The organism is Thermomonas aquatica, from assembly GCF_006337105.1.
Taxonomy (GTDB): domain Bacteria; phylum Pseudomonadota; class Gammaproteobacteria; order Xanthomonadales; family Xanthomonadaceae; genus Thermomonas; species Thermomonas aquatica.
On record NZ_CP040871.1, the window covers coordinates 1055291 to 1072582 of the forward strand.

The following is a 17292-nucleotide window of genomic DNA, read 5'->3' on the forward strand; positions in this document are numbered from 1 at the left end:
ATGACCGTCCCGGCGTCGCCGTTCGCGGTACTGCGCCTCGATCACGTGGTGCTGCGCGTGCGCGACCTGGACCGCGCCGAAGCGTTCTATCGCGAGGTGCTGGGCTGCGACGTCGTGCGGCGTCGCGACGACCTCGGCCTGCGCCATCTGCGCGCAGGCAGCTCGATGATCGATTTGATCGCAGTGGACGGGAAACTCGGCCTACGTGGTGGCCACGCCGCCGGCAGTGAAGGCCGCAACCTCGACCACCTGTGCCTGCGCATCGAACCCTTCGACGTAGCCGCCATCGTCCGCCACCTCGCCGAGCACGGCCTCGCACCACATGGCCCGGCAACCTCCAATTTCGGCGCGGAAGGCGACGGCCCTTCGCTGTACTTCAGCGACCCGGACGGCAACACCATCGAACTCAAGGGGCCTGCCACGTGAACCTGCGCGACCTGAAATACCTCGTCGCGCTGGCCGACCTGCGCCATTTCGGCAAGGCCGCGGACGCCTGCTTCGTCAGTCAGCCCACCCTGTCCACCCAGATCAGGAAACTGGAGGACGAACTCGGCGTGGCGCTGGTGGAACGCGCGCCGCGCAAGGTGATGCTGACCGCCGCCGGGCAGGACGTGGTGCTGCGCGCGCGTCGGATCGTCGCCGAGGTCGAGGGGATGAAAGAGGCGGCGCGACGCAGCAGGGATCCGGAATCCGGTTCGCTGCGGCTGGGCGTATTCCCCACCCTCGGCCCGTACCTGCTGCCGCACGTGGTGCCGCAACTGCGCGAACGCTTCCCGCAACTGGAGCTGCTGCTGGTCGAGGAAAAGAGCGACGTGCTGCTGCAGCGCCTGCGCGAGGGCAAGCTGGACGCCACCCTGCTCGCCCTGCCACTGCACGACGACCAGCTGCAGTCGCAGCTGCTGTTCGAGGAGCCGTTCGTGTTCGCCGCGCCGCACCAGCACCCGCTGGCAGCGGAAAAAGCACTGTCGATGTCGCAACTCTCCGACGAGACATTGCTGTTGCTGGAAGACGGCCATTGCCTGCGCGACCAGGCGCTCGACGTGTGCCGCCTCTCCGGTGCGCACGAGAAATCCGGCTTCCGCGCCACCAGCCTGGAAACGCTGCGGCAGATGGTGGCCGCCGGCGTTGGCGTGACCTTGCTGCCTGCCTTGTCCGTGCACGAGCCGATCGCGCAGTCCCCCAATATCAAGCTGGTGCCGTTCCGCGATCCCGCCCCGAGCCGGCAGATCGCGCTGGTCTGGCGCAAATCCTCGGCGCTGGACGGCTTCCTGCAGCAGCTCGCCGATGCCATCGGCACGCTGGCGCGGGCACAATTGCCCCAGGCCTGAACTGCGGACGCGATCGATGAGTCTTCGCACTGCGCTGGCGTTGCTGCTGCTCACATGCGCAGCGCTCGCCTGGCTGGCGTTCCGCCCGACTTCGATACCGGCCACCGCGGCCATCGGCCACGGCACCACCCTCGCGCAGGCGAGCCGCTGCCCGCTGCCGCCGCGCGTGGAACGCGGCGCCACGCCATTGCAGAGCGCCGTGCCCGATGGCGTGGCCCTGCCCGCCATCGAGGGCGCAAGCGTGACGCCATTGGCCGGCTTCAGCGTGGAGGCACGCGTCCTGTCGCGCGAGGACTACGGCATGGGCCGCGAGGCGGAGTTTTCGCCAATCGACCTGGCCCTGGGCTGGGGCCGCATGACCGACGATGCCGTGCTGTCGCAACTCGACATCAGCCAGGGTGGCCGCTGGTACCGCTACAGCTGGCGCGACGCGCCGCCGATCCCGCTCGACGAGATCGTGCGCAGCAGCGCCAACATGCACATGATCCCGGCCGACGATGCGGTCGCCGCGGCGCTGGACCGCATCGAGCGCGGCGAGCGCGTGCGCATCGACGGCTGGCTGGTGCAGATCGATGCCGGGCGCTGGCGCTGGCGCAGTTCGCTGACCCGCGAGGACAGCGGCGGCGGCGCCTGCGAGCTGGTCTACGTGTGCGCGGTCACGCGCGAATAACGGACGGGCTCATTCCAGCCACGGGTCGCGCATCGGCGGCACCTGCTTCGGGTCGGACGCGGATTCGACCCGCGCGAGCTGGTCGCGCAAGGACTTGGCGATGCCGTGATCGATCGGGGTTTCCTCCTGTTCGAGCGGGCGCCGATAGGCGCGCAAGGCGTGCTCGCGATCGCCGAGCCGCAGGTAGGCATTGCCGAGCTCGACCGCCGCATCGACGCGCGAAGGCAACACGCCGGCCACTTCCTCCAGGCGCCGGGCGACCAACGCCCAGTCGCTGCCGTTCTTCTTGTAGATGTATTCCTTGACCAGTCCATTGAGGCTGGACGCGCGCGACTTCGGCCGCACCAGGCGGCCGCGCCAGAACTCGACGTTGCCGTAGCGCGCCGCGAAGGCCATGCCCTTGAACGCCTCCGCGGGGTCCCAGCCGAACTGCGGCCACGGATTGTGGTCGGAGGTGCCGTACACGAACCAGCCGTCGTAGATGCCCGCCACGTTGCTGTCGTCCAGGCTCTCGACCAGGCGGTGGTAGTTCAGCCCCGCCGCGCGCACCTGCGGTTCCATCATCCAGTAGCTGGCGTACATCGGCAGCCCGCCGGGCTTGATCGCGCGGTCGTGGAATGCGCGGATTTCGCCGAAACGCTGGCCGAGGTTGAGGCCTTCGTTGTCGAAATAGCGCCATGCCCCCGCGCTGCCGCCGACCAGTTCGTTGTGGTATTCCCACAGCCTGGGTTCGCGGATGGTCATCGCGAACGCGGACGCGAACAGCACGGCGACCAGCGCCAGCAAGGGTTTCGAGCGCCGGCGCCATGCTTCGGCGACCGCACCGCCGCCGAGGATCGCCGCGACCGCGATCAGCGGGGTGGCATGGCGCACGCCGCCCCAGGCCGCCGGCGAGTCCATCAGCGCAAGCAGGTGCAGCAGCCCCGCGCCGGCCAGCGCGGCCAGCATCCAGCGGGCGGTCTTCGCCAACGGCGCACGCCAGAGCAGCGCGAACCCGAGCAGCGACAACGCCGACAGCGCCAACGGCAGCTTGGCCGCGAGGATCGCCGGCCAGGTGAACCACGGCGTGCGTCCCTCGTAGATCTTGCCCCAGACCAGGTGCGCGGCGATGCCGCGGCCCTCGACGCCGGTGCGCACCGTGTCCGCCAGTCCCCACAAATAGGCGCGCGGCAACAGGTGGTGGCGATCCGCCAGCGACAACGCATCGTGCAGGACCGGGCTGCCGATATCGGCGATCTTGCCGGCGATCGGGCGATTGAAGCCGTCGCCGCCGTCGCGATCGGCATGGAAGCGGAAACCGTACATGCCCCACAACAGGGCCAGCGCGATCGCACCGGCCGCCAGCAACTGCAGGGCGCGGCGGAAGGTCTCGCGCGCACCGCCCGCGCGCCATCCGGCGACCACCGCGACCGCGAGCACCCCGCCGATCCCGAGCAAGCCCGCCAGCGCCGAATGCTTGGCCCCCAGCGCCAGGCCGGCAACGATGCCGAACACCAGCGTCCATCGCCAGCGCCATTCCGAGGCGAGCAATCCGGCGGCGACGATCGCCGGCGCCAGCGTCAATGCCAGCGGGCCATCGGTCATCACCACCGGCAGGTGCGCGCCGATGGTCGGCTCCAGCGCGAGGAACGCCAGCGTGCCGGCCGCCCACGCGATCCCGGCCGCGCGCCACAACAGCAACCCGAGCACCAGCAGCAGGCCGCCGCCCAGGCCCCAGATCGCCAAGCGCGCGCGTTGCTGGGCGCGTGCCGCATCGTTGCGCTGGAACATGGTCTGCTCGACCCATTCCCGCTCCTGCTCCTTCTCGCGCAGGACGGGCTCCTTGCCCAGCTTGAAACTGTCCGGCATCGCCGCGCCCACCCACAGCTTCACCAGCGGCGGGTGTTCGGGATTCAGGTGGCGATCGCCGCCGCGCACATAGGCGGTGCCGGCGACGATGTGCCAGGGCTCGTCGACGGTGAAGCTGTCCAGCCGCGTGCCCAAGGCCGAGCGTCCCACCGCCAGCAAGGCCAGCAGCACCAGCAACAACCACGACAACCCGCGATGTGCTTGCGGCATGCGGCCGCGCGCGTCCCCTGCATCCATGCCTGCAGGCAACGCGGAATGCGTCGCCTGCCGGTCAGGCGGATGCGGTCAGCTCAGGCGCCGAGTCCGATCGGGCAGCTCACGCCGGTACCGCCGAGACCGCAGTAACCCATCGGGTTCTTCGACAGGTATTGCTGGTGCTCGTCCTCGGCGTAATAAAACGGCGGCGCCGGCAACACGATTTCGGTGGTGATCGCGCCGAGGCCCGCATCGGCCAGCTTGCGCTGGTAGGCATCGCGGCTGGCGATGGCGGCATCGAACTGCGCCTGCGTGCTGCAGTAGATGGCCGAACGATATTGCGTGCCGGCATCGTTGCCCTGGCGCATGCCCTGGGTGGGATCGTGGCTTTCCCAGAAGCTCTTCAGCAGCGCCTCGAACGCCACCTGCGCCGGGTCGTAGACCACCAGCACCACTTCGGCATGGCCGGTCTCGCCGGAACAGACTTCGCGATAAGTCGGGTTCGGCGTATAGCCGCCGGCATAGCCCACCGCGGTGGTGTCGACGCCCGGGATCGACCAGAACTTGCGCTCGGCGCCCCAGAAGCAGCCCATGCCGAACTGCACCGTTTGCAGGCCGCTGAACTCGCCGGCGATCGGGCGGCCGTGCACATGGTGCGCGTTGCGCACCGGCATCGGCGTTTCGCGCCCCGGCAAGGCCTTCGCCGGATCCACCATGCGTTGCTTGTATGCGCCGATGCCGAACATCGCGATGCCTCCGTTGTGATGGCTTGGATATGCGGCCGGATGCGGCGCGATCAAGCGTCCTGCGCGGCCACCGGCTGCTTCGCCTTCATCCCGGCGACGAAGATCCCGGCCAGGCTGACCGCCAGGCCCAGCCATTGCCGCGGCGAGGTCGGCAAGTCGAACAAGGCCACGTCCAGCAGGTAGGCGACGATCGGCTGCGCCAGCAGCAACAGGCCGGCCAGCGCCACCGGCAGCGCCACCATCGCCCGCGAGATCAGCACCCAGCTCAGGCAATGGCCGACCGCGGCGAGCACCAGCAGGATGCCCCAGGCATGCGGGCTCGGCGGCGCGAACGCCACCCCTTCGACGCCACCCATCACGCCAAGGCAGAGTGCGCTGCCGAACGCGGCGATGCACAGCACCTGCTCCACCGGCGCGCGCGCCTTGCCCTGCGCGGCGACGCCCTGCGAACGCTTGATGCCGATGTTGTACGCCGCATAGGCGACGCCGGTGCCGAGGCCCAGCCACACGCCCCAGCGGTATTCGCGCGGCAGCGCCGCCCAACCTTCGCCGAGCAGCAGCCACAGGCCGAGGAAGGCCAGCAGCACGCCGGCGACGAACCGCAGGCCGAGCTGTTCGCGGAACAGCAGTACGCCGGCCAGCGCCATGAAGAACACCTGCGCATTCGCAAGCAGGGTCGACAAGCCCGGGCCGACCAGCAGGATGCTCTGGTGCCACATCCACAGGTCGATGGCGAAGGCCAGCGCCGGCACCGCGCACCACAGCCAGGCCTTGCGCGACAGCGGCTGCCAGCCGTGCCGGGCCAGCACCAACGCGCCCAGGATCAGCCCGGCCAGCAGCATACGCCAGAACGCGACCGCGGTCGGCGGCATGCCGGCCAGGCGCACCATCAGGCCATTGGTGCCGATGATCGCGGCGCCCACCAGCAGTTGCGCCATGGCCGCCTGGCGTGGATGTCCGGTCATCGCGCGCTTCCGTGCAAGGGCCCACGATCATGCGCGATGCCGCCCGCATTTCAAGCGCGACCAGGCCGGAACCGCGGGCCTCAGATGAACGCCGCCGGCGCCACGCAGACCCGGTTGCGGCCCTGGTGCTTGGCGGCGTACAGGGCCTTGTCGGCGCGCTCGAGCAAGGCCGATGCCTGGTGGTCGCCGGCGCGCCGCGCCGCCATGCCGATGCTGATGGTCAGCATCACCCGCATCCCCTGCCAGTCGATCGCGCTGGATTCGATCGCCTGGCGCAGGCGTTCAGCGATCACCCGCGACGCCGCGGCATCGTGGCCCGGCAGCAGCACCAGGAATTCCTCGCCGCCATAGCGGCCCAGCGCATCGCCGGGGCGCAGCTCCGCGCGCAAGGTGGCGGCCACGCTGCGCAGGCAGTGGTCGCCGCAGGCATGACCGTGTTCGTCGTTGATGCGCTTGAACCAGTCGATGTCGATGAACAGCACCGACAGCGGCGCCTGCAGCGCCGACGGCTTGAATTCGCGCGCCAGCGCCTGGTCCAGCGAGCGCCGGTTGAGGCTGCCGGTCAAGGCATCGTATTCGGCGGTCTTGCGCAGCTGGATGGCGGCATGCGCCTCGCCCGCATGGCCGACCGCGATCCGCGCCAGTTCCGCCAAGGCATCCAGCTCGCCCTCGGCCAATCCTTGCGCGGACTGCACGCGCAGCACCAGCGCCGCCCATGCCGGCGACGGCAGCCGCATCGGCACGATGGCGTACTGCGGCACGCGCGGATCGTCGCTGGCCAGCGCGCCGTCGATCCGCACATGCACCGGGCCGCGGTTCTGGGCGTGCAGGCGCACGATGTTGCGCGCCACCAGCGCGGCCTGCGCGAGCGGCGACACCTGCCGCTCGCTGGATTGCGCCAGCAGCAGTTCGTTGCCGAGATAGCCGTTGCCCAGCACCACCGCATCCTCGATCCCGAGCAGCTCGCAGGCGTGGCCGCACAGCAGGCGGAACGCATGCGGCGCGATTTCGTCCGCAGGCGCCGTGCGCAACTCGTCCTGCAGCGCCTGCGCAAGGCCGGCACGCAGGCGCTCGAACCGCAGGCGATCCTCGCTGTCGCGGCGGGCCAGGGTCTCGTCGTCCAGGCGGCGCCGCACCAGCGCAAGCCGGCTGCTCATGCCGACGAACAGGATCGCGGAGACCAGCACCACCGCGAACTGGTAGCCATGGCGGGCGAGGATGCCGTCTTCGATCCAGCCGCGATGCATCGCCTCGTGCGCGCCCGCGGAGGCGAACAGCGCCAGCAATGCGGTGGCGGTCGCCAGCGCCATCGGGATGCCGCGCCGCGCGCCGTCCAGCGTTGCCCAGGCCGCAACCGGCATCGCGAGCATCCAGGCCCCGGTCGCGACCGCCTGCAGGCCGCCGCTGATCGCCGGCAACGGCAGCAACGGCAACAGCAGCAGCGCCCACATCGCCATCGCCAACCTGTCCATGCCGCGCAGCAGCGGCGAACCGGATCCGCGGACATCGGCGAAGCGCAGCAGCGTGGTCAGGGCGATCGCGTTGAAGCCCAGCATCGCCAGCCACAATCCGCGCGCACCCAGGGCGCGCAAGCCCGGGATCGCGAACGCATGGCCATTGGCCACCGCCATCAACGCCGCCGCCGCGACCACGTAGGCCGCGTACAGCAGGAACAGCGGGTCGCGGATCGCCGAGTACAGCGCCAGGGTGGCGATCAGCAAGGTCGCCAAGGCGGCATAGACCGCAACCGCCAGCGCGGTTTCGCGGCCGACGTAGCGCAGCACGTCCTGCTCGCTCAGCACCCGCGGCACGGGCGCGGCGCGCACGCTGCCCTGCAGGTCCAAGCGAAGCTCCTGCGGCCCGCTCGCGCCGCGCGGCAGCGGGAAGCCGAAACCCGCCGGGAACGTGCCTTGGTATGCCTGGCCATCCGCGGGCACGCGGAAGAACCCGGCCTGCGGCGGCGTCCACCCGCCACCGGAGGCGGTCACCGCATCCAGCGGGTCGCGCGCCAGCCACAGCACCCAGCGCTTGTCGCCGGTGGCCGGCAATTCGAACTTCAAGCGCGCCGACCGCGCCTGCACGGGGCCGCCCTCGATGCGCAACCGGGTCTCGCCCGCGGCGCCCGGCGCATCGGCCACGACCCTGACTTCGACCTCGTGCGTGTTGTCGGCATCCAATGCCGCCGCGAACGCCGGCGGCACCGCGGCCAGCCAGAACAGGAGCAGGATCCGGATCAGGCCGGGCATGCCCATCCATCCCCTGCGACGGGGTCGCCTTCGCCCGACGGGATGCCCAGGCCCAGCGCCTCGACCGTCGCCCGCGCCTGCGGCCATGCCGCTTCCGGGACCATCACCGCCAGCAGGCCGAATACCCCCAGCTCACCGATCCCGCCCACCAGCGCCTCGCCGCGGATGAAGGCCGGGATGCCCGATCCCTCCAGCGCATGGCGCACCAGATGGGCATCGACCAGGTTGGCGGCTTCGTACACGCTGCGCATGCGTCCTCCCCTTGCGGGAGGATCAAGCAGGGAACGTGCCAAACCAGCCGAAACCGCAGCCGCATGCGGCTCCGCTAGAATGCCGGGCTATCCCGAAGCAGTACGCGACCCGTGTCCGAACCCAGCGCAACCGCCGCCTCCGACGCCCCGGCATCGGAAAAGAAAGCCCCCGATGCTTCGGCATCGGAGAAAAAGGACTTCATCCGCCAGATCGTCCGCGAGGACCTGGCCAGCGGCAAGCACGCCGCCATCCGCACCCGCTTCCCGCCGGAGCCGAACGGCTACCTGCACATCGGCCACGCCAAGGCGATCTGCCTGGACTTCGGCATCGCCGCGGAGTTCGGCGGCGACTGCAACCTGCGCCTGGACGACACCAACCCGGCCAAGGAAGACCCGGAGTACGTGGTCGCGATCCAGGACGACGTGCGCTGGCTCGGCTTTAACTGGCACGCCCTGCGCCACGCCTCCGACTACTTCGACGTGCTGTACCTGGCCGCCGAGAAACTGATCCGCCAGGGCGACGCCTTCGTCTGCGACCTCACCCCGGAGCAGGTGCGCGAATACCGCGGCACCCTGACCGAGCCGGGCCGCAATTCGCCGTACCGCGACCGCTCCGTCGAAGAGAATCTCGACCTGTTCCGGCGCATGCGCGCGGGCGAGTTCGCGGATGCCTCGCGCACGCTGCGCGCGAAGATCGACATGGCCAGCGGCAACATGAACCTGCGCGACCCGGCGCTGTACCGGATCAAGCACGTCGAGCACCAGAACACCGGCAACGCCTGGCCGATCTACCCGATGTACGACTTCGCGCATTCGCTCAGCGACGCGGTGGAAGGCATCACCCACTCGCTGTGCACGCTGGAATTCGAGGACCACCGCCCGCTGTACGACTGGTGCGTGGACAAGGTGGACCTGGCGAACTCGCCGGCGCTGGTCGCGCCGCTGACCGCCAAGGGCCTGCCGTTCGAAGCCGCCAAGCCGCGCCAGATCGAATTCTCGCGGCTCAATTTCAACTGGCTGGTGATGAGCAAGCGCAAGCTGCTGCAGCTGGTCGAATCCGGCCGCGTCGACGGCTGGAACGATCCGCGCATGCCCACCCTGCAGGGCATCCGCCGCCGCGGCTACACGCCGAGCGCGCTGCGCCTGATGGTCGACCGGGTCGGCATCAGCAAGCAGAACTCGCTGCTCGACATTTCCATCCTCGAAGGCGCGTTGCGCGACGACCTCGATGCGCATGCGCCGCGCCGGATGGCGGTGATCGATCCGCTGAAGGTCGTGCTGACCAATCTCGATGCCGGCTTCGAGGAATCGCTGGCCTTCGCCAATCACCCGAAGGACGCGACGCAAGGCGAGCGCCAGATTCCGTTCTCGCGCGAGCTGTGGATCGAGCGCGAGGACTTCGCCGAAGTGCCGCCGCCGGGCTTCAAGCGCCTGACCGTGGGCGGCGACGTGCGCCTGCGCGGCGCAGGCATCGTCCGCTGCGACGAAGCGGTCAAGGACGCAACCGGCAACATCGTCGCGCTGCACTGCACGCTGGATCCGGACTCGCGCCCCGGCATGGAAGGCGCCAACCGCAAGGTCAAGGGCACCATCCACTGGGTCAGCGCCACGCAGGGCGTAGCCGCGGAAATCCGCCTGTACGACCGCCTGTTCACCGTCGCCGATCCGGACAGCGAATCGGACGGCAAGACCTACGTGGATTACCTCAACCCGGATTCGCGCAAGACCGTCACCGGCTACGTGGAACCCGCGGCCGCCGACGCCGCGCCCGAGCAGAGCTTCCAGTTCGAACGCACCGGCTATTTCGTCGCCGACCGCTACGACCACAAGCCGGGCGCGCCGGTGTTCAACCGCAGCGTGACCCTGCGCGATACCTGGGCGGGCAAGTAGGCATGTTGTACGCGCAAGTCCATCTGACCTTGCCGGCCTGGGTGCACGAGGCGGTCGACATCGGCCGCGTCTACGCCGGTGGCGCGGACAAGGTGCGGCTCGCCATCGAACTGTCGCAGCGCAATGTCGAAGCCGATTCCGGCGGCCCGTTCGGCGCCGCGGTGTTCGGCCCCGACGACAGGATCATCGCGATCGGCGTGAACCGGGTGGTGCCGCATGCCTGCAGCGTCGCCCATGCCGAGATGATGGCCTACATGCTGGCGCAGGGCCGCACCCAGCGACTGCGCCTGAACCGCGATGCAGACGATGCGCCGATCGGCCCGATCACCCTGGCGACCTCCTCGCAGCCCTGCTGCCAGTGCTACGGCGCGACGGTGTGGGCCGGGATCGACCGGCTGCTGATCGGCGCGCGTGCCGAGGATGTCGAGGCGCTGACCGAGTTCGACGAAGGCCCGCTGCCGGCGGACTGGGTCGGCGAATTGAACGCTCGCGGCATCGAGGTCGTCCGCGACATCGAGCGCGACGCCGCCCGTGCGGTGCTGCGCGCCTACGGCGAAACCGGCGGCGCGAAGTACTGAACGCACCCGGATGAACGGCCTGCTCTGCTACTGCCGCGCGGGCTTCGAACCGGAGCTCGCCGGCGAACTCACCGACCGCGCCGCCGAGGCCGGCTTCGCCGGCTATGCGCGCACCGAGCGCAACAGCGGCCATGTCGTGTTCGCATGCGAAGACGCGGATGCGCTGTCGCGCGCAGTGCCATGGTCGACGCTGATCTTCGCGCGGCAGAAACTGCGCCTGTTCGCCGAGTTGCGCGGCCTGGATCCGCGCGACCGGATCGCACCGATGCTGGCCGCGCTGCCGCCGGGCATCCGCTTCGGCGAACTGGTGATGGAGCATCCCGATTCCGATGCCGCCAAACCGCTCGCCGGCCTTGCGCGCAGCCTGGGCAACGCGCTGCGCCCGGCGCTGCGCAAGGCGGACCTGCTGACCCGCGAAGACAACCCGCGCCTGCAGCGCCTGCATGTATGCCTGCTGGATGGCGACCACGCGCTGCTGGCCACCGGCGAACCGGAAGACAGCGCGCCGTGGCCGCTCGGCATCCCGCGCCTGCGCATGCATGCGGATGCGCCTTCGCGGTCCGCGCTGAAGCTGGAAGAAGCGCTGCTGGTGCTGCTCGACGAACGCGAGCGCAAGGCGCTGTTGCGCGAGGGTATGCGCGCCGCCGACCTCGGCGCCGCGCCCGGCGGCTGGACCTGGGTGCTGCTCCGCAACGGCCTGCGCGTGCAATCCGTCGACAACGGCCCGTTGCGCCCGCATGTGCTGGACAGCGGCCGGGTCGAGCACCTGCGCGCCGACGGCTTCAGCTGGCAGCCGCAGCAGCCGCTGGACTGGATGGTCTGCGACATGGTCGAGCAACCGCGCCGCGTGGCCGAGCGCATGGCCAGCTGGCTGCGCGAGGGCTGGTGCAGGCACGCGATCTTCAACCTCAAGCTGCCGATGAAGAAACGCTGGCAGGAAACCCGGCTGTGCCTCGACCTGTTCGCGCAGCAGGCGCAACAACCGCTGACGATCCGCGCCAAGCAGCTGTACCACGACCGCGAGGAAATCACCGTGTTCGCCACCCCCGCCAGACGCGGCTGAACCACCGCGTTCGCAGCGCCGTCACCGCACTGAATCCCGAGCGAACCACGGCGAAGATTTCATGGCGGATTCACCCGCCGCCGCCGCCCGCGGCGTAGGGTCGAAACTCCCGCACGGGAGTTCGCGATGGACATCAAACGCAAATGGTTGTTGGCGGTTCCGCTGCTGGTCCTCGCCCTGTGGCCGCGCGCCAGCGCCTACGCACAGGACGCCACCGGATCCGCGACCTTCCAGGATGCCGCCGGCAACACCATCACCGTCACTTCGCACCACGCGATGCCCGCACAGGAAGACCTGCAGGCGGAATTCGCCGCCTTCGACGCCGATCGCGATGGCGGCATCAGCCCGCGCGAGGCGCGCGCCGACAAGTACCTGGCCCGCGCTTTCCGCATGCTCGACGGCAACCGCGACGGCCGCCTGCAGTTCGAGGAAGTGCGCGAATGGCTGGACGAGTGATCGCCCGCGGCACCTAGACCCCGGCCGCGTGCCGCCACAACGCGCGCGCCAGCGGCGGCAGCTTGCCGGCGATGCCGAGCGCGTGCCCGCGCAACAGCGTCGGCCACAGCGCATCGTTGCTGTAGGCGCGGTTGATCGCCTCGAAGGCGTGCGCGCTGAGCGCATTCTCGCTCTTGCGGGTGCGCGCCCAGCGCGCGAGCCGCTGCGGCGACGCGATGTCGCCGCCCCGCTTCGACGCATCGCGGACGAGGCCGCGCAGGGCCTCGACATCGCGCAGGCCGAGGTTGACGCCCTGCCCGGCCAGCGGATGCACCACGTGCGCCGCATCGCCGAGCAGCAGGACCCGGCCCTGCGCATAGGTTTGCGCAAGCTGCCGCTGCAGCGGGAAGGCCGCGCGCGGCGACTCCAGGCGCATCGCGCCGAGTTCGCCGCCGAAGGCGGCGGCAAGCTCGCGTTCGAAGACGCCGGCGTCGGCATTGCGCAGGCGTTCGGCTGCCGCGTCCGGCAGGGTCCACACGATCGAGCCGATGCGGCCGCGCGATGCCTGCGCATCGCCGGCGAAGAACGGCAGCAACGCGACCGGGCCCGTCGGCTGGAAGCGCTGCCAGCACGTGTCCCGATGCGGGCGTTCGCTGGCGACGAACGCCACCAATCCCTGCTGCCGGTATTCGCGCCGGGTCGTGCCGATGCCGGCGAGCGAGCGCAACGCGGAGTCCGCGCCATCGGCAGCGATCGCGAGCCCGGCCTCCAGCTGCAGGCCGTCGTCGAGGCCGACACGGACGGCGTTTTCGTGTTGTTCGAGGGTTTCGATCCGTGCCGGGCAATGCAGGCGCACGCCGGCCGCGGGCAAGGCCTGCCACAGCGCGTCGACCAGCAAGGCGTTCTCGACGATCCAGCCGAGTTGCCGCTGGCCCAGCGCATCGGCATCGAACGCCAGCGCGTCGCCGCCGGCTGCGTCCCAGACGCGCATGCCGCGGTACGGCTGCACGCGCGCGGCCGCGACTTGCGACCACACGCCGAGTTCATCGAGCAGGCGCGCATTGTCGGGCGCGAAGGCGTACACGCGCAGGTCGCGTGCCTCGCGTCGCCACGCGGCGGGCCGCCTGGGCTCGACCAGCGCGACCTGCAGGCCTTCGCGCGCCAGCATCAGCGCGGTCGCGGCGCCGACCACGCCGCCGCCGGCGACCACCGCATCCAGGCGGTTGCGCCGGCTCATGCCGCGCGCCTGCACAGCGCGGGTACATCGCCGCGATAGCCCATCGCACCGCCGACCAGCCAGCCCTGCAACCAGCCCATCGCATCGCCGGCCAGCAGGCCCGCGCTGCGCAACGGCCGCAGCAACGGCGCTTCGTTCGAGGTCAACCTCGCCAGGCCATCGGAGAACTCCAGCGTGCGTTCGCGATCCGGCGCGCGCCTTCGCGCGTACTGCCGCAGCATCGCCGCATCGCCGATGTCGTCCGCGGCGGCGATGCATTCGGCCAGCGTCAGCGCATCGCGCAGGCCGAGGTTGAAGCCCTGCGCGCCGAGCGGATGCAGGGTCTGCGCGGCGTTGCCGACCAGCACCGCGCGCGGCGCCGCCAACGCGTCCGCCACGCAGCCGACGATCGGATAGGCGCTGCGCGGCCCGCACGCCAGGAACTTGCCGGCGCGCCAGCCGAAGGCCTCCTGCACGCGGGCGAGGAAGCCGGCTTCGTCGAGCGCGGCCACGGTATCGGCGCGGTCGCGGGCGACGCCGTGCACCAGCCCGTAGTGGCCGTCGCCGCGCGGCAGCAACGCGGTGGGGCCATGCGCGGTCAGCCGCTCGTAGGCGGTGCCGTCCGGCGCACGCTGCGCGTGCAGGCGGGCGACGAACAGGGTCTGCGCGTAGTCGTGCTCGCGCGCGGCGACGCCCAACGCCGCGCGCACCGCGCTGCGGGTGCCGTCGGCGGCGACCAGCAGGCGCGCGCCGATCTCGCGTTCTCCCGCATCGTCGGCGATGCGGATGCGGCGCTGCGCCGGATCGGCATCGCCAAGCCCGACGAAGCGCGCCGGCCGATAGCGGGTCAGCCGCGCGAGCTGCGCCAGCCGCGTTTCCAGCGCCTCGCCGAAATCGCGCGCGACCACGACGCGGCCGAATTCGTCGCGGCCATGGTCTTCCGCGCGCAGCCGCATGCGGCCGAAGTCGCCGCTGCGGCTGACATGGATGCGGCGGATCGGTCCGGTCGGCGCGCGCAGCAACGGCATCACCCCGAGCGCGTCGAGCGCGTTCACCGTCGCTTCGGCGAAGCTGAGGTTGCGCTGGTCGAACACCGCCGGCAACGCGCCGGCGGGCGCGGCCTCGACCATGCCGACATCGAGGCCCTGCGCGTCCAGCGCGATGGCGAGGCTGGCGCCGACCAGCCCGCCGCCGACGACCAGCACGTCATGGACCGGGGTTTCGCGGGGGAATGCGGGCATTGCGCTATGCTAACGGCTCCGCTGTCCGATCATCGACATACCGTTCGAGAGTTATCGCCATGAACCGTCCCGTTGCCCCGTCCGCCGGTCCGCTGACGCTCGCCGCCCTGATCTTCATCGCCGCGCTGAGCCGGGTGCTGCCGCACCCGCCGAATTTCTCGCCGATCGAGGCGGTGGCGCTGTTCGGCGGCGCGTATTTCGCCAAGCGCCACTGGGCGCTGCTGGTGCCGCTGGCCGCGATGTTCGCCTCCGACCTGGCGCTGGGCCTGGTCAACGGCGGCATCTACTGGGACTACTTCGCCAGCGCCGGCTACCTGCTGGTGTACGTCTGCATCGCGCTGTCCACCGTGCTCGGCTTCGGCCTGCGCGGCAAGGTGAGCGGCGGCCGCGTGCTGGGCTATTCGCTGGCCGGCTCGATGCTGTTCTTCGTGGTCACCAACTTCGGCGCGTGGCTGTCCGACCCGACCTATCCGAAGACCGCTGCCGGCCTGCTCGCCGCCTACGTGGCCGGCATCCCGTTCTTCCAGTGGACGGTGCTGGGCACGCTGTTCTACGCCGCGCTGCTGTTCGGCGGCTTCGAGCTGCTGCGCAGGCGCGTCCCGGCGCTGCAGGCGCAGACGGTCTGATCCGCATGGCGATCCGCCATCGCCATGGGTAACCGCCTCTCCAAGATCTATACGAAGACCGGCGACGACGGCACCACCGGTCTCGGCGACGGCACCCGCGTCGCCAAGGATTCGGCGCGGGTCACTGCCTACGGCACCGTGGATGAGGCCAATTCCTGCATCGGGCTGCTGCTTGCGGCCGAGATGCCGGATGACGTGCGCGACTTGCTCACCCGCGTGCAGCACCAGCTGTTCGACCTGGGCGGCGAGCTGTGCATCCCCGGCCACGCGGCGATCTCCGATGCCGACGTCGAGGCGCTGGAAGCCAGGCTCGACCACTACAACGACGGCCTGCCGCCGCTGAAGGATTTCATCCTGCCCGGCGGCGGCGAGGCGGCGGCGCGCTGCCATGTCGCGCGCACCGTGGTGCGTCGCGCCGAACGCGACACCGTCGCCCTGTCGCGCCACGACGCGGTGCGCGCGCAGGCGATCCGCTATCTCAACCGCCTGTCCGACCTGCTGTTCGTGCTGGCGCGGGTGCTGGCGCGCGCCAGCGGCCACGGCGAAGTGCTGTGGAACCACGACCGCCGCAAGTGAGCCGTCGCGAAAGGCGCGGATGACGATGCGCATCTACACCCACCCCGCCTGCCTGCTGCACGACACCGGGCCGGGGCATGCCGAGCACCCCGAACGCCTGCGCGCGGTGCTGGAGGCCTTGCGCGCGGCGTTCCCGAAACTCGACTGGCGCGAGGCGCCGCGCGCCAGCCGCGGCCAGCTGTTGCGCGCGCATTCGCAGGAACTGCTGGACCTGGTGCTGGAAACGCGGCCCCAGCGCAGGACGATGCTCGACCCGGACACGGTGCTCTCGCCGGACTCGGCGGAAGCGGCGTTGCGCGCGGCCGGCGCGGCGGTGGCCGCGGTCGATGCGGCGCTGCTCGGCCCAAGCCCGCGGGTGTTCTGCGCGGTGCGACCGCCCGGCCACCACGCGACCCACGACAGCGCGATGGGGTTTTGCCTGTTCAACAACATCGCCGTCGCCGCCCTGCATGCGCTGGATGGGCACGGGCTGGAGCGGGTGGCGGTGGTCGATTTCGACGTCCACCACGGCAACGGCACCCAGGCCATCTTCGAGCACGACCGCCGGGTGCTGTTCGCCAGTTCGCACCAGTGGCCGCTGTACCCGGGCACCGGTTCGCGCGAGGAAACCGGCGACGGCAACATCCTCAACGCGCCGCTGCCGCCGGATGCCGATGGCTGCCTGTTCCGCGCGGCATGGTCGGACGTGCTGCTGCCCGCGATCGATGCGTTCAGGCCGCAACTGCTGCTGGTATCGGCCGGCTTCGACGCGCACCGCCGCGATCCGCTGGCGCAGTTGCGGCTGGAAGCCGGCGATTTCGCCTGGATCACCCGCGAACTGGCCGCATTGGCGGACCGGCACTGCAGCGGTCGGATCGTGTCGACGCTCGAAGGCGGCTACGACCTCGACGCCCTGCGCGAGAGCAGCGTCGCCCACGTGGGCGCGCTGCTGGCCTGATCAAGCGGAGCGCTCGTCCTCGAAGTCCAGCGACGCCGAATTGATGCAGTAGCGCAGGCCGGTCGGCGCCGGGCCGTCAGGGAAGACATGGCCGAGGTGCGACTGGCAACGCGCGCAACGCACCTCGACGCGGCGCATGCCGTGGCTGTCGTCGGCGTGTTCGCTGACCGCATCGCCCTGCAGCGGCCGCACGTAGCTGGGCCAGCCGGTGCCGGAATCGAACTTGTCGGCGGACGCGAACAATGGCGCACCGCAGGCCACGCAGGTGTACTGCCCACTGCCCTTGTGGTCCCAGTACTTGCCGGTGAACGGGGCTTCGGTGGCCGAGCAGCGGCAGACCGCGTACTGCTGCGGATCCAGCCGCTGGCGCCATTCTTCTTCCGTTCGCGGCATGTCGCCGTCGGGCGCTGATTGCCTGGACATCGCGTGCTCCTGGTTCCGGTGGTTCCAGCCTGAACCCGCGCGGCTGAACGCACGGTGG

At 70.6% G+C, this 17292-nt stretch carries 18 protein-coding genes; 10 read left to right on the forward strand and 8 right to left on the reverse strand.

The genetic code is table 11. The annotated features are described in order from the left end of the window. From FHQ07_RS05155 to FHQ07_RS05165, 3 genes are read left to right on the forward strand one after another with little or no spacing between them, the layout of a single operon-like run. Positions 1-426, forward strand: coding sequence for a VOC family protein (locus tag FHQ07_RS05155; protein WP_139715799.1), 426 nt, complete (start codon positions 1-3; stop codon positions 424-426). Continuing rightward, entirely contained in the window at positions 423-1328 is a 906-nt protein-coding gene (gene oxyR / locus FHQ07_RS05160; protein WP_139715800.1) for a DNA-binding transcriptional regulator OxyR, read from the forward strand. The genes FHQ07_RS05155 and oxyR overlap by 4 nt, the downstream gene beginning before the upstream one ends. A 16-nt stretch (positions 1329-1344) precedes the next feature. Next, positions 1345-1998 carry a hypothetical protein gene (locus FHQ07_RS05165; protein ID WP_139715801.1) on the forward strand — a complete coding sequence of 218 codons (654 nt, stop codon included), beginning with the start codon at positions 1345-1347 and terminating at the stop codon, positions 1996-1998. Between the two features lie 9 nt (positions 1999-2007). Here FHQ07_RS05165 and FHQ07_RS05170 read toward each other — a convergent pair whose 3' ends face one another. The 5 genes from FHQ07_RS05170 to FHQ07_RS05190 all read right to left on the reverse strand — a co-directional run bounded on the left by FHQ07_RS05170 (position 2008) and on the right by FHQ07_RS05190 (position 8249). Beyond that, a complete protein-coding gene (locus tag FHQ07_RS05170; RefSeq protein ID WP_139715802.1) occupies positions 2008-4083 on the reverse strand; it encodes a phospholipid carrier-dependent glycosyltransferase in 2076 nt (691 codons plus the stop codon). 53 nt (positions 4084-4136) lie between these two features. After that, complete coding sequence (msrA, locus tag FHQ07_RS05175; RefSeq protein WP_139715803.1) at positions 4137-4787, reverse strand: peptide-methionine (S)-S-oxide reductase MsrA; 651 nt, start codon at positions 4785-4787, stop codon at positions 4137-4139. Positions 4788-4837: 50 nt separating this feature from the next. Then, entirely contained in the window at positions 4838-5752 is a 915-nt protein-coding gene (locus FHQ07_RS05180) for a DMT family transporter (RefSeq protein WP_139715804.1), read from the reverse strand. Between the two features lie 80 nt (positions 5753-5832). Further along, positions 5833-7998 (reverse strand): GGDEF domain-containing protein, encoded by a 2166-nt coding sequence (locus FHQ07_RS05185; RefSeq protein WP_168191465.1) that lies wholly within the window; start codon positions 7996-7998, stop codon positions 5833-5835. Next, positions 7986-8249, reverse strand: a complete 264-nt coding sequence (locus FHQ07_RS05190) for a putative signal transducing protein (RefSeq protein ID WP_139715806.1) — start codon at positions 8247-8249, stop codon at positions 7986-7988. Before FHQ07_RS05190 ends, FHQ07_RS05185 begins: the two co-directional genes overlap by 13 nt. Before the next feature lie 111 nt (positions 8250-8360). On the opposite strand from FHQ07_RS05190, the gene FHQ07_RS05195 reads away from it, so the two are divergent. The 4 genes from FHQ07_RS05195 to FHQ07_RS05210 all read left to right on the forward strand — a co-directional run bounded on the left by FHQ07_RS05195 (position 8361) and on the right by FHQ07_RS05210 (position 12236). After that, positions 8361-10139, forward strand: a complete 1779-nt coding sequence (locus tag FHQ07_RS05195; protein WP_139715807.1) for a glutamine--tRNA ligase/YqeY domain fusion protein — start codon at positions 8361-8363, stop codon at positions 10137-10139. Positions 10140-10141: 2 nt separating this feature from the next. After that, positions 10142-10717: a nucleoside deaminase gene (locus FHQ07_RS05200; RefSeq protein WP_139715808.1), complete on the forward strand. Its 576-nt coding sequence runs from the start codon at positions 10142-10144 to the stop codon at positions 10715-10717. A 10-nt stretch (positions 10718-10727) separates the two neighbouring features. Next, entirely contained in the window at positions 10728-11780 is a 1053-nt protein-coding gene (gene rlmM, locus FHQ07_RS05205; RefSeq protein WP_139715809.1) for a 23S rRNA (cytidine(2498)-2'-O)-methyltransferase RlmM, read from the forward strand. 126 nt (positions 11781-11906) lie between these two features. After that, positions 11907-12236 carry an EF-hand domain-containing protein gene (locus FHQ07_RS05210; RefSeq protein ID WP_139715810.1) on the forward strand — a complete coding sequence of 110 codons (330 nt, stop codon included), beginning with the start codon at positions 11907-11909 and terminating at the stop codon, positions 12234-12236. A 13-nt stretch (positions 12237-12249) separates the two neighbouring features. Here the strand turns inward: FHQ07_RS05210 and FHQ07_RS05215 are convergent, their stop codons facing one another. Continuing rightward, positions 12250-13452 carry an FAD-dependent oxidoreductase gene (locus FHQ07_RS05215; protein WP_139715811.1) on the reverse strand — a complete coding sequence of 401 codons (1203 nt, stop codon included), beginning with the start codon at positions 13450-13452 and terminating at the stop codon, positions 12250-12252. After that, positions 13449-14672 carry a 2-octaprenyl-6-methoxyphenyl hydroxylase gene (gene ubiH / locus FHQ07_RS05220; protein ID WP_139715812.1) on the reverse strand — a complete coding sequence of 408 codons (1224 nt, stop codon included), beginning with the start codon at positions 14670-14672 and terminating at the stop codon, positions 13449-13451. The genes FHQ07_RS05215 and ubiH overlap by 4 nt, the downstream gene beginning before the upstream one ends. Before the next feature lie 59 nt (positions 14673-14731). On the opposite strand from ubiH, the gene FHQ07_RS05225 reads away from it, so the two are divergent. Genes FHQ07_RS05225 through FHQ07_RS05235 form a run of 3 tightly spaced genes read left to right on the forward strand, consistent with a single transcriptional unit; the run spans position 14732 to position 16811 of the window. Next, the gene (locus FHQ07_RS05225; RefSeq protein ID WP_139715813.1) at positions 14732-15298 is read left to right on the forward strand and encodes a DUF6580 family putative transport protein; all 567 of its coding nucleotides are present in this window, start codon (positions 14732-14734) and stop codon (positions 15296-15298) included. A gap of 24 nt (positions 15299-15322) precedes the next feature. Further along, positions 15323-15874 (forward strand): cob(I)yrinic acid a,c-diamide adenosyltransferase, encoded by a 552-nt coding sequence (locus FHQ07_RS05230; protein ID WP_139715814.1) that lies wholly within the window; start codon positions 15323-15325, stop codon positions 15872-15874. A 25-nt stretch (positions 15875-15899) separates the two neighbouring features. Next, positions 15900-16811: a histone deacetylase family protein gene (locus FHQ07_RS05235; RefSeq protein ID WP_139717879.1), complete on the forward strand. Its 912-nt coding sequence runs from the start codon at positions 15900-15902 to the stop codon at positions 16809-16811. Here the strand turns inward: FHQ07_RS05235 and msrB are convergent, their stop codons facing one another. Beyond that, a complete protein-coding gene (gene msrB, locus FHQ07_RS05240; protein ID WP_206202352.1) occupies positions 16812-17234 on the reverse strand; it encodes a peptide-methionine (R)-S-oxide reductase MsrB in 423 nt (140 codons plus the stop codon). Positions 17235-17292: the final 58 nt, after the last annotated feature.